At 49.9% G+C, this 13,472-nt stretch carries 14 protein-coding genes; all 14 read right to left on the reverse strand.

Annotated features, from left to right (window positions below; genetic code table 11):
* Positions 1 to 142: 142 nt before the first annotated feature.
* The 14 genes from GQS10_RS13320 to GQS10_RS13385 all read right to left on the reverse strand — a co-directional run bounded on the left by GQS10_RS13320 (position 143) and on the right by GQS10_RS13385 (position 13,472).
* Positions 143 to 2,317 carry a DNA topoisomerase III gene (locus GQS10_RS13320; protein ID WP_166242953.1) on the reverse strand — a complete coding sequence of 725 codons (2,175 nt, stop codon included), beginning with the start codon at positions 2,315 to 2,317 and terminating at the stop codon, positions 143 to 145.
* Positions 2,318 to 2,580: 263 nt separating this feature from the next.
* A complete protein-coding gene (locus GQS10_RS13325; RefSeq protein WP_166242955.1) occupies positions 2,581 to 2,925 on the reverse strand; it encodes an MmcQ/YjbR family DNA-binding protein in 345 nt (114 codons plus the stop codon).
* A gap of 26 nt (positions 2,926 to 2,951) precedes the next feature.
* Entirely contained in the window at positions 2,952 to 3,653 is a 702-nt protein-coding gene (locus tag GQS10_RS13330) for a CPBP family intramembrane glutamic endopeptidase (protein ID WP_166242958.1), read from the reverse strand.
* Between the two features lie 18 nt (positions 3,654 to 3,671).
* Positions 3,672 to 4,247, reverse strand: a complete 576-nt coding sequence (locus GQS10_RS13335; protein WP_166242960.1) for a TetR family transcriptional regulator — start codon at positions 4,245 to 4,247, stop codon at positions 3,672 to 3,674.
* Between the two features lie 623 nt (positions 4,248 to 4,870).
* On the reverse strand, positions 4,871 to 6,811 hold the full coding sequence (locus tag GQS10_RS13340) for a heavy metal translocating P-type ATPase (RefSeq protein ID WP_166242962.1): 1,941 nt from the start codon (positions 6,809 to 6,811) through the stop codon (positions 4,871 to 4,873).
* A gap of 220 nt (positions 6,812 to 7,031) precedes the next feature.
* Positions 7,032 to 7,811, reverse strand: a complete 780-nt coding sequence (locus tag GQS10_RS13345; RefSeq protein WP_166242964.1) for an alpha/beta fold hydrolase — start codon at positions 7,809 to 7,811, stop codon at positions 7,032 to 7,034.
* Positions 7,812 to 7,919: 108 nt separating this feature from the next.
* Positions 7,920 to 8,879, reverse strand: a complete 960-nt coding sequence (locus GQS10_RS13350; RefSeq protein WP_166242966.1) for a putative periplasmic lipoprotein — start codon at positions 8,877 to 8,879, stop codon at positions 7,920 to 7,922.
* A 251-nt stretch (positions 8,880 to 9,130) separates the two neighbouring features.
* On the reverse strand, positions 9,131 to 9,682 hold the full coding sequence (locus GQS10_RS13355; RefSeq protein WP_166242967.1) for a GrpB family protein: 552 nt from the start codon (positions 9,680 to 9,682) through the stop codon (positions 9,131 to 9,133).
* Positions 9,683 to 9,786: 104 nt separating this feature from the next.
* Entirely contained in the window at positions 9,787 to 10,230 is a 444-nt protein-coding gene (locus GQS10_RS13360) for an acetyltransferase (protein WP_166242969.1), read from the reverse strand.
* 16 nt (positions 10,231 to 10,246) lie between these two features.
* Positions 10,247 to 10,759 carry a GNAT family N-acetyltransferase gene (locus GQS10_RS13365; RefSeq protein ID WP_166242971.1) on the reverse strand — a complete coding sequence of 171 codons (513 nt, stop codon included), beginning with the start codon at positions 10,757 to 10,759 and terminating at the stop codon, positions 10,247 to 10,249.
* Between the two features lie 96 nt (positions 10,760 to 10,855).
* Positions 10,856 to 11,314, reverse strand: a complete 459-nt coding sequence (locus tag GQS10_RS13370; protein ID WP_166242973.1) for a hypothetical protein — start codon at positions 11,312 to 11,314, stop codon at positions 10,856 to 10,858.
* Positions 11,315 to 11,348: 34 nt separating this feature from the next.
* Entirely contained in the window at positions 11,349 to 12,245 is an 897-nt protein-coding gene (locus GQS10_RS13375) for a glycoside hydrolase family 43 protein (protein WP_207952263.1), read from the reverse strand.
* Positions 12,242 to 12,928: an HAD family hydrolase gene (locus tag GQS10_RS13380; protein WP_166242975.1), complete on the reverse strand. Its 687-nt coding sequence runs from the start codon at positions 12,926 to 12,928 to the stop codon at positions 12,242 to 12,244. Before GQS10_RS13380 ends, GQS10_RS13375 begins: the two co-directional genes overlap by 4 nt.
* Before the next feature lie 82 nt (positions 12,929 to 13,010).
* Positions 13,011 to 13,472, reverse strand: coding sequence for a GNAT family N-acetyltransferase (locus tag GQS10_RS13385; RefSeq protein WP_341805064.1), 462 nt, complete (start codon positions 13,470 to 13,472; stop codon positions 13,011 to 13,013).

The raw sequence follows: 13,472 nt of genomic DNA on the forward strand, positions 1-13,472 counted from the left end.
CTCGCTTTCAGCAAAACTTGAGTATTTACTCAAATTATAGCTTGAGACTTTATAAAACGCAATCCTAGAAAAAACAGCCGCCCTAGCAGCAAAAGTACAAACCTTTGCACTGCTTGGGCAGCTGTCCCAGCATCGAAGCTGCTTATTCTTTATCCTGTTGCTTCAGCGCAGCCTTGAGCGCATCACCGAGGCTATTTGACAGCGAGGTATCGTCACTGAACTGCTCCACCAGCTTACGCTGCTGCTTGCGTCCCATTCGGCCACCGGCTCCGCTGTCCTCCAGCTTTTCGACGAATTGGCACGGACGGCATTGGAAGTACTTCCCTGCCTTGCCGTCATGGATTTCCATTCGCTTATGACATTGCGGACAGCGCCGGTTGGACATCGGGGGCTCCGCCGAACGGCGATAACCGCATTCGCGGTCCGAGCAAACCAGCGATTTCCCGCGTTTGCCCTTCACATCCAGCATCGGCTTGCCGCATTCCGGACAACGCGAATGGGAGATATTGTGCGGCTTGTACTCCTTCGTCTCCCGCTTCACTTCAGCAACCCAGTGCACAGCCTTCTCACGGATTCCGGCCATGAAGCGCGTCGGATCACCTTTCCCCTTCGCTATGCTTTCCAGCTGCTGCTCCCACTCCGCCGTCAGCTCGGGACGCCGCAGCTCATCGACCACCAGCTCGATCAGCTGCTTGCCTTTGCCAGTCGGAAGAAGCCGATTCTGCGCCCGCTCGATCGTATCGGTTGAAAGCAGCTTCTCAATGATGTCGGCGCGGGTTGCCGGTGTGCCAAGCCCGTACTTCTCCATCTTCGCGAGCAGCGAAGCTTCCGTATACCGGGCCGGCGGCTTGGTTTTCCCCTCGCGAACGCGAGTGCCGCGCAGCTCCAGCGTCTGACCCTGCGTCAGCGCCGGAAGCAGCTGCTCCGGCTCGCGATCACCCGCGTCACGGCCGGTTTCATCCTCGTCATCCTCCAGATCGGAGGATGAACCGCCGCCCCCTCCGAATGCTCCTTCGTAGACGGCTTTCCAGCCTTCATCCTTGCGAATTTTTCCCTTCGCGTAGAAGGAGTCGCCGCCAACAGTAATGACCACGCTCGTTTCATCGTACCGATACGGAGGATAAAACAACGCAATGAAGCGGCGTACGATCAAGTCGTACAGCTTCCTCTCATCCGCAGATAACGCCGACAAATTGACGAATTGCTCGGTCGGAATGATCGCGTGATGATCGGTCACCTTACTGTCATCGACAATACGCTTTGTTACCGGCAGCTGGCTTTTCAACAGCTTACGTGCGATCGACGCATACGGGCCGACCGCGATGCTTTCGAGCCTGCTTTTCAGCGTCGGCACCATGTCCGACGATAAATACCGCGAATCCGTGCGCGGGTACGTCACGAGCTTATGCTGCTCGTACAGCCGCTGCAGCACATTCGACGTCTGCTTCGCCGAGAAGCCGAGCCGCTTGTTCGCGTCGCGCTGCAGCTCCGTCAAGTCGTACGCCTGCGGATGCGGCTCCGACTTTTCCGTCGTGCGCAGCTTCTCTACCTTGGCGCCGCGACCCTTCACGCGCGCGGCCACCGCTTCCGCTGCCGCACGCTCCCAGACGCGCCCGTCGTGGCCATCCTTCTCGCGCCACTGCGCTTGAAAGCCGGCAAAATCCGCGCTGACGCTCCAGTACGGCTTCGGCTGAAACTGCGCGATTTCCTGCTCGCGCTCCATCAGCATCGCAAGCGTCGGCGTCTGCACCCGGCCGGCCGCCAGCTGCGCGTTATACTTCGTCGTCAGGGCGCGGGTGACGTTCAGCCCGATCAGCCAATCCGCCTCCGCCCGGCATACCGCCGAAGCATACAAATTGTCGTAGGCTTTGCCCGGCTTCAGCGACGCAAACCCTTCGCGAATCGCCTTGTCCGTCTGCGACGAAATCCACAGCCGCTTAAACGGCTTCCGCCATTTCACCAGCTCCATGATCCACCGCGCCACCAGCTCCCCTTCGCGCCCGGCATCGGTTGCGATAATAAGCTCGGAAAGATCGTCGCGTTTACATAACTGCGAGACCGCGCGGAATTGATGCGACGTTTCCTTCAGCACCTTCAGGTTCATGCGCGCCGGCAGAATCGGCAGCTCCTCTAAATTCCATGTCCGGTATTTGGTATCGTAATCCTCCGGCTCCGCCAACGTCACCAAATGACCGAGCGCCCAAGTGACGACATAGTTCGGCCCTTCCATATAGCTTTTATGCTTTTGTCCGCAGCCGAGCACACGGGCAATTTCTTTGGCCACACTTGGTTTTTCGGCTAATACGAGCGATTTCAACGACAACACTCCTCATCCACAGCGGAAGCTTCACCTTTTCCGCTGCTGTTTTTTTCCATAATCCGGTTTTCATCCTCATGCCAAGCTTATTGCAGCATTTCAATCCATCTGTTCATTATCCTAGCTCGCCGCATGCATGTCAAAACGACTGCAAAAACAAGAAAACCTCTATCGAGGCCTTTTTGATGATAAGGACCGCGTGTAGAGGTTGGTTTTCTTGAAATATTGAAACGTTATCCTTCTATTTCGTTACAAACAAGGCGTCAAACCGGACGCTTCGCCTTCGGCAAGCTTTTCACCACAAGGTCGTATGAATGATCGATCATCCAAACCAGATCCTCACGAGGCACAGTCCCGTCGACCACGACGGTATTCCAGTGCGCTTTGTTCAAATGATACCCCGGCTTCACCGATGCAAACTGCTGCCTGAGCAGATCGGCGGTCTCCGGCTTGCATTTCAGCGATAAATGCGGTGTATCCACGGTGCCACCAAGCAGCGCAAACATTTTAGTCGACACCTTCAACACAAGCGGCTCCGGGCCAAACGGATAATCCTCCCACGCCCCCGCCTTTTTCATACAATACGATACGATTTCTTCATATTTCATCACGGCCACCGCCTATCAAATAAGCTCTATGAAAACCAGTTTACATATAAAAATGCCGTGAACGCAAATGTATTTGTTAAAAAATGGGCGATGATCGTCGGAACAACCGTTTGATAACGAAAAGCATACCATCCCCACAGCATGCCCATTCCCAATGCTCCACCAGCAAAAGCGGCAATTCCGCCGTCCATCCCGGAATCCTTGGCGAGTGCGGGAGCAAGATGCCACGCCCCGAAGCATACGGTCGGCAGCACATAACCGAGCAGCACCCTCCCTGGGAAAACCGCAGGAAACACCTTGCGCCACAGCAGCTCCTCCAGCGGTGCGTTGATAAGCGCAAAAAACACGGCCAGCGCAACGACCGTCCAGCCGCCCGCATACGCAGCAGGCGGAAATACGGTGAGTCCGGTTCCCATCGCCGGTAAAAATACCGCTAGCAGCGCAATCCATCGGGCTCTGCTAAAGCTCGCTCCGTCGCTGCGCTTCCAGCCACCCATTATTGTATCCGCGCGAAATACTCGCCGGTCATTTCCCTTATGTAGAACATTTCGGTAAACAGCAATAATCGGGACACACCAGCAGACCCAATAAACCACATACCCGAGCAGGTATCCCCACGAATCCCCCAAAAGACGAACAAACAATTGAAAGCATATGATTTGTACCGCTACAAGCATGGGAGCCAGCAGTACAAGCGCCTTTTGTTCACGTGTCAGCAAACGATTCATCGATGTCATTCCTTCCTGTTAGGACGGTAAACTCCAGTAAAAATAGTGTCGGATGTATTCTAAGGTAAGAGAATGAATGGTTTCCGCTTCTCTGTATTCCCTCACAAGCTGAACAATCCCTTCCATAAAGCTGGCGGAAGCCGCCGTTGCGATGCGCGGATCAAAGGGCTTTTCCGGATGCTTCGTATTGTACACCCCAAAAAAATAAGTAAATAAGTTTGCGACAACCTTCATCCAGCTTGATTTCACCGGTGCATAAGGCGAGCCTTCACTTCGGTCATACAAAATGAGAAACGCTTCCCGATACGTCGATAGCAGCTTAGGAAGCTGTTCACCTAGAATTTGAAGCGCAGCAGGCAGCGTCAACCCTTCGGCCGGAGCGGCAAACAGCTGCTTCATCTCCTTGTCCATCGGAAGGACAAGCTCCTCAAACAAAGCTTCCTTGTTTACATAATACTTATATATGTTACCCGTCGACACCTTCGCCTGTGCCGCAATGCTTCTCATCGAAGCTGCCATAAAGCCTTTTTCCAAAAACTCCTGCAAAGCAGCTGCTTCAATCGCCTGCTTCACTGCTCGTTTCTGCGTCTGCACGCTGCCCTTCCTCCTCCAAACTCCTACGCCAAAAGAAAACACTCGTTCACTTTTGAGCATAGGTTCATGCTACAAGATATTTCCAACATCGTCAAGCTCTTTTATCAAGTATCAAGCATGGCGAGTAAATGATCGATCACACGCCAAAAAAGTCGGCCTTGGACGCCAACCTCGTCCTAGACCGACTTTCTTCATGACCTTCATGTCGATGCGCAGCTATGTAATGTGTACCGTTATTGGAGAGCTCCTTTGCAGCTTGAGCCTGTGGCCAGTTCCCCAGTTCCATGAACAGCAGATCTTCGTTCAGCAAAAAATCGGCGTGCTCGCTTGTTGTTTTCCATGGCTATAAAAATACAAAGAGCGCTTACGCCAACCAAAACAAAAATAATAAGCGGAAATAACACATTCATTGAGCATACCCCTAACACAGCCGAATTGGTAATGATAATTATTTTCATTATATCGTTCGCGTTAAAGGATGGTCAATAGTTTTCCAGCTATCGGATAATTTTCAACAGCGGAACCAAGCTTTTCACAGCAAAAAGCACCCCTCTTCAGCTCAAACAGGGGTCATTCCCTGTTGTAGCTTGAGGAGTGCATCGCCGCACCTTCCCTGTGTTCTATTAGCCGCGCAGCAGCCGCAATCCATTCAAAATGACGAGTATCGTGCTGCCCTCATGACCGACCACGCCCAGCGGAAGCGCGATCCCTGTCGAGAAATTAGCCGTTATCAAGCAAGCGATCACCGCTGCAGCAAATAGCAGGTTTTGCTTCACAATCCTTTCCGTGCGGCGCCCAAGTGCGATGGCAGCTGGAATGTTTTCTATCCCGTCGTTCATGAGAACGAGATCTGCGGTTTCGAGAGCAGCATCGCTTCCCGCTCCACCCATCGCAATGCCAACCGTTGCCAATGCTAACGCAGGCGTGTCATTCACCCCATCGCCCACCATTGCGATGTGGCCGTGCTTTTGTTTTAACCTCTTCAAATGTTCAACCTTTTCTTCTGGAAGCAGCTCGGCAAACACCGAATCGATTCCAGCCTCTTTGGCAATCGCTTGGGCTGTTTTCGTCTGATCCCCAGTCAGCATTACGACTTGAACGCCAAGATTTTTCAAATCCTCAACCGTTTTTCTCGCTTGTTCCCGAATAGTATCCTGAAGGGCAATCACGCCAATCACCTGGTCGGAATCATGCATCACGGTCACGGTTTTGCCCTGCTGCTCGAGACGGTCAATGACCCTTTTTAACTCATCCGTTCGTAATTCAGCTTCCAATAGAGTCGGTTTCCCGATTCTCCACGTTTTTCCTCCCCACTTCGCCTGTACCCCCCAGCCTGTTAACGCTTGAAATTGGGTTGGCCGCTCGAGCGTAAGCCCCTGTTCCTTCGCTTTTTGCACGATGGCTTGCGCTAGAGGGTGCTCCGACAAGCTTTCGATGGATGCGGCAGCGCGAAGCAGCTCATTTTCCGTATAACCTTGTAAAGGAATAAGATCGGTAACGACAGGCCGGCCGTTGGTAAGCGTTCCTGTTTTATCGAAGGCAACGACCTTGATGCGTGCCAGGTTTTGAAGATGCGCCCCTCCCTTAAATAGAAGCCCTTTACTCGCACTGTTGGAAATGGCGGAAAGCATCGCCGGCATAATCGACGCAACGACAGCGCACGGGGAAGCGACAACCAGGAAAACCATCGCTTTGTACAGCGTATCGTTCCATGACCAGCCGAGGAGCAGCGGCGGAACAAGGATCAGCAACACGGTCGCCAAAATGATACTTCTTGCATAGATCCGTTCAAACCGCTCAATAAACATTTGGGCTGCAGGCTTTTCGCTCTGCGCCTCTTGAACAAGACGTATGATCTTTGCAAACAACGTCGATCCGCTTGTTTTTGCAGCTTCGATAAACAGCGCTCCTTGACCGTTAAGCGTGCCGGCGAACACTTCGTCTCCGACTTTTTTGTCAACGGGGATGGATTCCCCTGTAATCGCAGCCTGATTCACTGCTGAAGCTCCTTCTGTGACGATGCCATCGGCAGGGATCCGTTCGCCGGGCTTTACGAGAAGAAGATCTCCGACTTCAATCTCTTCAACAGCTACGATGGTTTCTGCTCCATTACGATAACGCGTCGCCGTTTCCGGCTTTAGCTCCATTAGGGAGGAAATATCTCGGCGGCTGCGCTCCATCGTATAGCTCTCTAAAGCGCCGCTTACGGAGAAAATGAAGATCAGCATCGCGCCCTCCGCCCAGTAACCAATGCTTGCCGCACCGATCGCGGCAACCAGCATAAGCAAATTCACATCTAGGTCCCGCTCCACCATTAAAGTGTGAAGCCCCTCTTTCGCTTTGACAAAACCACCGACAATGAATGCCAGCAGGTAAATGCCAATAGACCATTCATGGGACACATCCCCTAACTTCCACGCTACTGCAATGAGAATCCCGCTTACCAAAGCGGCTAGGCCCTCTCCATACCGCTCAAGCCATGCATAGTCACGCTTCTTAGCCCTCGATTTCGGCCGTTCTGGTATTGCTTTCTCGGCAGTTCCGAATGATGATGATGTTCTCATGTTCTCCCCACTCCTTTACCCTTACTTGAGAATGATTTGCATTTTTAATCCCCTTAAAATGACACATGCTGCTCCTAAGCAGGAGCAGCATGTGTAACGAGAATGATTCTCGTTTTTGATGTATTCAATTATTTTGGTGGATAGCAACTTTATAATAATAATTTTAATGTAGAGCATTGGAAATGTAAAGTAAAAACTTTCCTCCAAATGAGGCAATTTCTTAGACAAATTGTGTCAACACATGGTTAAACCTCTCGCGCTCCTCCCAAAAAGGGCCATGTCCACTGTAATGAAACGGAATCAACACAGCGTGTTTTATCTTATGGCTGAGCTCTTGGGATTGTGCAAACGGAATGACCTTATCGTGAATCCCGTGTATGAGCAACGTCGGTACATGAATCTTTTGCAGGTCAGCATCCAGTGTTTCATCTCTTAACGTTTCGATGATCGCGGCCGTGGACCACCCTGCTGCCTCGAGCCCCAGCTGGAAAAACCAATCGGAGAACGAACTGCTTATATATTGAAAGAAAAAGGTGTCCGTCACATTCTTCATCATTAGAGGACGGTCATGTAATGCTTCCGTCAACAGCCGGTCTGCCGTTTCTTTCGTAAAGCCACGGGGAGCCGCCGCGTCAACAAGGACGAGCTTGTTAACTCCAAACCCGTGATGGCGCGCCATATACCGCACGGCAATCGCTCCGCCAGTGGAGTGGCCTACAAGTGTAGCATTGTGAAGCTGAAACGCCTCAATGATATTGCGAATATCATCCGCTAATCGGTCAAAGCTGTATCCGTGGATTGGTTTATCGGACTTCCCGAACCCTCTCCAGTCAATCCCAATACACCGATAACCCATTTTCGCTAGGGCCGTATACTGGTATTCAAATTGCTTATGATTCAAGGGCCAGCCATGCAAAAATACAATCGTCTTCCTGCCGGCAGGGTTAAGCTCCTCCACATAAAGGTTAACACCCTGCTCTACACTTACGTAGTATCCCATTCCAATTCCTCCGCTTCATGTCATGACCTCAACCATAAAATACTCACCTACCGAGAGATAGGTGAGTATCACAGAGTGGCCGGTCTGCCGGCGGTATTCAATTGGTAGTCATTCCAATGTATATCTTCCGGTTACGTTTACGTTATACCCAAAGTATGTCTTTCCGTTATCCCGAACATAAAGCTCCTTATTGGAAAGAAGAGAGATGGTGAGTTCAAATTCCCCATCGCGGTAGACCATATCCCCGTTGGAGGCAACCGCCTTCCCCGAATGGATCGTACCGATGTTGGGCCCGCCGCTCTCCATCGCTTCTTTGCTCGAAGCATAAATAGCATCAATGGAAAAAATAAGACTTTCTCCAGATGTTTTCTCGATCGTTAGGATAGATCCAGCTAGTTCATTGGAGCCTTCCAAATGGTAAAAACCAGGCTTTACGCGCTGCCATGCCTTCGAAATGCTCTCTTTCGGGTCCGTTTGTAAGCCGGTAAGCACATCGTCAATTGTCAAGATTCGATACGGAACGCCGGCCCTCACCCTCTTTTCAAGGTCCTTCTGCTCAACAAAACCGGAGTCGCTCTGGGTAAAAATGAGAAGCTGCGATACTGGAATTGCCCCCATTTGGCCAAAGCCTGTTGTATAATCCAGAATCACGATAATGTCTTTTACTCCGTTTATTTCCCTGAACGACACAGCTGAGACCGTATAAAACGACTCCGGCGATTCCGGCTCATACTTCAATTCGGTAACGGAATCACCCTTTTTCAGATAAAAATGCGGCCGGTCTTTGCCATTGATGGTTTCAATTGTGGTAATGAACTCCGTATCCCCGAGGTTTTCAAAATTGACCTGGAAGGATTGTTCCTTCAACGGTTTGCCGATAATCGGATCCGAACGTGTAGAACCGGTCTGTGCTTCGGATGGCGGAACCGATCGGCTCGGGGAAGCGGAACCTTCTTGATGGTGTGGCGCGGTACCGTTTTCGGTTTCTCCCGACGTCGGATTACTAAAACTGCACCCGGCTAGCAGCAAAACAAGAATGAACATTATTGAACGTTGAATTATTGTCATTGTTCGGCCTCCTCATGAAAGATGTTGGGTTAACGGAATACTAGGTAAAACAAGTCTCAGACACTAATTAGGTTGCCCACGATTTGGAAATCATAAAAACCCGATAAAGAAGAACAGAAGAATGGAAACAGCGGCAGCCTTGGACGAAGTTGATACGTCCAAACTACCGCTGTCATTTATTCCGGCTAAACCCCCGATTTGCTAATGTCATGCAGGATGTTGTAAAGGACCACCGAGTGCATACCTTTTCATTACTTTAACTCGTTCGTCCATACATCTTGTAAAGGCAGTCCTTTTTCTCTTCTTGCTGAGTCAATTACGTGTTGTATAAACTCCGTTTTGGATCGCGTGTATTCCTCCAGGTTACCTATGAATGTGTTAGCGAGATTTTTCTTAAGCTCTCCATATTTTTCAATTAAATCGGGGTGTTCCTTCAAAAAATCCCTGAACAACAATTCGTTTCTACAATAGAACTCATCGTCATAAGGTAGAATGTGCAGATTATGGGTCCAGACTCCACGTGTGAATTTATTGAATAAGTATCGATCTTTCATGTCTGTTTGAACATAAACATAGGACTCTGAGTTAAATTTAGATTTATAGTATACGGCCTCATGAAAAGGCGACACTCCGATAAAAATGTCGATGATTGGCTTTGCTTCTTGCCCTGGGATCGATGTACTTCCCACATGTTCGATAACAATAACTTCATCACCAAGGATAGAAGATATAGCGTTCTTTTCTTGAAGAAAATCTATTGCCCATTGCGGATTATATTGAACAACCTTGATTTCCTCAGCCATGATTATCCCCTTTCGTTATAATCATTTGCAGTAAACAAAACTGTCCCATGTGATAAGGTTAACGACTCTTTTGGCGAGAAGCTTTCTGTGCTGCTGTATCATATTCATTTTTTAATAAGATGAAGCAGAGGGAACGGGCGTCCTGAGCCGTCTAGTTCCGATCGTCCCGCTATCACAAAACCTTGCTGTATATAGAACGCGTATGCTCCATCGTTTTGCTCATTGACATCAACTTGGAGGTGGCTGCCTTTTAATTTCTCGGCATGTTGTATTAAACGACGGCCAATTCCGTTCTTATGGAATGCCGGGTCAATGAAAAGCATCTCGATTTTGGTTCCGTAAAGACCGATAAACCCCGTCGGTTCATTATTTTCGTTATTTGCTACCCAGATCTCAACTTCTTTTAGTGCTCCATTTTGTACAATTTGGTGGTAGAACTGAATGTCATCCTTCGATAAAAATGTATGGGTATGACAAACAGCCCGGTACCATATATCTACCAGTTTATCATGATTACTTTCATGAAAAGGGTCAATTACGATGTGCATGAATAACCCTCCAGACTTAATTCTGCCGCCACTCCGATTCGAGCAGTCCCATAAAATAAGTATCAAAATATTGCCCGTCTACGTAAGCATGCTGTCTCAGCGTGCCTTCAACAACAAACCCCAGCTTTTTGTATAAAGAGATGGCCTGCTCATTAAAGCCCCTCGTCGTCAAATAAATCTTATGCAGCCGAAGCCGCTTAAAGCCGATCTCAAGCATCTTCTGCATGACGATCCCGCCGTACCCTTTTCCCCTTGCTTCCGGAGCCAATAAAATACCGATGCCGGCTCTGCCGTGCTCGTAATCGATATCTTTGAGAAACACCCAGCCGATAAGCTCGTTTTCATTATTCACCGCAGCTAGTAATAGATCACCGTTCTGCCTTTTCTTCTCTACTTGTTTCACCATCTGCTCGTAGGTTTGTGGAAGTCTTCCTACCGTTGCAAGGGAAACAGGATCATTGGTCCAGCGATGCAGGTCCTTCACATCGTCCGATTCAAAGGCACGTAAATGAATCCGCTTTTCATCCATGAACAACACTCCTCAATTGTGCCAAATCGGTTTAATCCATAATCCATAAATATCGTTGTCATCAACCGCACATGAACGATCTGCTGATTGACTGCATCACTCCATTCGTTCTGGGAGAATGATCGGCTCATACGCCAAAGCTCGTTCGACGATTTCCTCTGGCTCCAATTCATCCCAATACACAAGGTCTGACACACCCGGCATCGGTACATTTGCTTCCAGCAGCTGAAGATAAAACGCCGTTTCTCCATGAGGAAGGTCGCCTTGTAGACGGCGCACGATTTCCACAAGCTCCTCTTTCGTTATATCCGAAACGCGCTGCGGGTCTGGGTTACAGGCCTCTTCGATAAGCCCATCAAGTGAGATCGATCTCCAATAATGCGCAAATATATGGGAATCCCACTGTTTTCCAGTCAACTCTTGAAACGCAGCAATTTCTTTCTCCGCTGTTTTTCCTTCGTCAAGGAGAGCTTCAATTTCTTCAATATTTGTTTTTACTCTTGCTTTAAATTCTTCATCCCGCGTTATAGGCAGCAGGCATTCCCGCAATTGCATCCTTTCACTTCCTTTACTGGTTAAAATGAATGGACTACTCTTCAGATGATGCTCGCTTCAAAGCACCTCCGGACAGGGTCACCTCAAAGAAATACGGACGTTCCTCAGGAGTTTTGTTCGGAGCATGAATCGTAACCATCAAACGACCGTCGAAGGTGCGGAAGATCATTCCGTGCCCGCCGTCGTCCTGATAAAACGGCTCCGCCTCGTGCACCCAAGGTCCTTTGACGCTGCCCGATTCACTTCGTGCGATCCCAAGAGCGTAGCGGCCCTCCCGAAAGCTTGCCCACAGCATAAAAAGTTCACCGCTTTCTGTACGCATGAGAAAAGGGCCGTCCGTAACATACACGTCCCCCTCAACCTGTTGCGGGTGAACCGGAGTCGTCCAAGGAGCTTCCGATGCGCGAAACAACGTAATAGGCTCTTCCATCGTTGAGCGTAGATCCGGCGCCAAACGAACTGCACAAATTTCACCATCGATAATTTGCTGCCACTCATGGCAAAACACCATCCACGGCTGACCTTCCTCATCCATATACAGCGTGCCATCCAGCGCGTCCCAGTCCTGCGGTGTTACCGGACCATCGCTGTAAAGCGTATACGGCCCAAGGATATGATCCGATACAAGCACTGCTGTCCCCAGCCGATTGTTCGTCTTTCTGCGAAAGGTTGCGAACATATAGTACTTGTCCCCGAAGACATATACCTCCGGCGCCCAAAAATGATTTTCCGCAAAAAACGTTTCATCTGGACGAAATACTGGAAAAGGCCCCTCCCAAGACTCTAAATCCTTGCTCACATAGGCATCAAATCCGGTGCCTTTGCCCCACACATTTCGATCTGTGCTGCCGAATAAATAGTAGTTTCCTTCCGCTTCAATCGGCACGACAAACGGATCGCGAATTTGGATGTCCTTCGCTGACAGCTTCATAAACTCGTGTCCTCCTCTTTCGGCTGCACCTCTACACCGAGTATTGGCAGCAGCTCGCCCATATGCCTGATGCTCGCCGCCGGCTTCACGTTGGCCCTGTTTAATCCGGCTTCGTCTGCACGGTAAGCGATAAAAGGCACTCCCGCTTCAGCCGCAGCTTTCCCGTCGATCCAAGAATCGCCGACTGCCAGCCACTCGTTCCGGTGTATGTCCGGATATTGGCCCAAGATGGATAGAAAGCCGTCCGGATAAGGCTTCAGCCGTCCCATCGTTTCTCGGCCCGCTACACAATCGAAATAAGCAGCGATGCGGTTTTCCTCCAGCGCCTGCATCGCCGCTGTTACGGAATTATTCGTAACGATGGTAAGTAGAAATCGACCTCTCAATTGCTCCAATAAAGAGGTCACCCCAGGCTCAAGCCGCGCACCCTTCATTCCACGCTTTTCATGAGCCACAGCGATATTCCATACCTGCTCTAGCTGCTCCTCACTCATTCGCTTGACTTCCACAGCCGATTCAATAAGGGTGGACGTCGTCTGACCCTCCAGCCCTACTCCCTCAGGCAGCAGCCTTCTGCTCCTAAGGAAATCGTACGTGTCCTGCTTCATCGCCGCAAAATCAATCGTCGACTTTAGCAGCGTGTTGTCCATATCAAACATGATGCCTCGAATGGAGTTGCTCATAAAGCCTCCCGTTCTTCCATGTTAATGGAAAATGTGCACAATCAATCAGATGGCTGCAAGCAATTTTTTATAAATGTTGGACCTAATTTATCAGCATTTCAAACTCGATCTCGTGCCGAATCGGAATCCCTTCCTCATTCACCAGCGGAATGGAAGGCTTGATGATTCGAGCCTCATCCACCGCGAAGCGATGCAGAGCCTTCATATCAAAGCCTCGTTTCTGATAAAAACGGATCGCATGTATATTTTCGTTCGTTGTAATGAGCCAGACCCTTGCGCAGTTCTCCCCATGGGCTGCCTGCTTTACGAGCTGGATCATCGCACTGCCGATGCCTTGGTTTTCGCGATAGCTGTCCAAGGATACGATTTCACATTCTCGCTCTGCAATCCGATAAAAAATAAGCCCAACAATTTCTCCATCGATTTCCGCTAAATAGCCCGGCAAATCTTGAAGGGAATGTCCGATCCCGCGGGATACGACGAGGTTTCCCCGAAGCTTCAAAATCCGCTCCCTGTCTGCCTCCATAATCTCTCGGTAAATCAC

This window comes from Paenibacillus turpanensis, assembly GCF_011421635.1.
GTDB classification, from domain to species: domain Bacteria; phylum Bacillota; class Bacilli; order Paenibacillales; family YIM-B00363; genus Paenibacillus_AK; species Paenibacillus_AK turpanensis.

Bases quoted from the DNA above. Each gene is read 5' to 3' on its own strand.
- GQS10_RS13355 (WP_166242967.1), bottom strand. From the start codon at position 9,682: ATGGCTGAGGAAATCAAGGTTGTTCAATATAATCCGCAATGGGCAATA.
- GQS10_RS13360 (WP_166242969.1), bottom strand. From the start codon at position 10,230: ATGCACATCGTAATTGACCCTTTTCATGAAAGTAATCATGATAAACTG.
- GQS10_RS13340 (WP_166242962.1), bottom strand. From the start codon at position 6,811: ATGAGAACATCATCATCATTCGGAACTGCCGAGAAAGCAATACCAGAA.
- GQS10_RS13375 (WP_207952263.1), bottom strand. From the start codon at position 12,245: ATGAAGCTGTCAGCGAAGGACATCCAAATTCGCGATCCGTTTGTCGTG.
- GQS10_RS13345 (WP_166242964.1), bottom strand. From the start codon at position 7,811: ATGGGATACTACGTAAGTGTAGAGCAGGGTGTTAACCTTTATGTGGAG.
- GQS10_RS13325 (WP_166242955.1), bottom strand. From the start codon at position 2,925: ATGAAATATGAAGAAATCGTATCGTATTGTATGAAAAAGGCGGGGGCG.
- GQS10_RS13380 (WP_166242975.1), bottom strand. From the start codon at position 12,928: ATGAGCAACTCCATTCGAGGCATCATGTTTGATATGGACAACACGCTG.
- GQS10_RS13350 (WP_166242966.1), bottom strand. From the start codon at position 8,879: ATGACAATAATTCAACGTTCAATAATGTTCATTCTTGTTTTGCTGCTA.
- GQS10_RS13330 (WP_166242958.1), bottom strand. From the start codon at position 3,653: ATGAATCGTTTGCTGACACGTGAACAAAAGGCGCTTGTACTGCTGGCT.
- GQS10_RS13365 (WP_166242971.1), bottom strand. From the start codon at position 10,759: ATGGATGAAAAGCGGATTCATTTACGTGCCTTTGAATCGGACGATGTG.
- GQS10_RS13370 (WP_166242973.1), bottom strand. From the start codon at position 11,314: ATGCAATTGCGGGAATGCCTGCTGCCTATAACGCGGGATGAAGAATTT.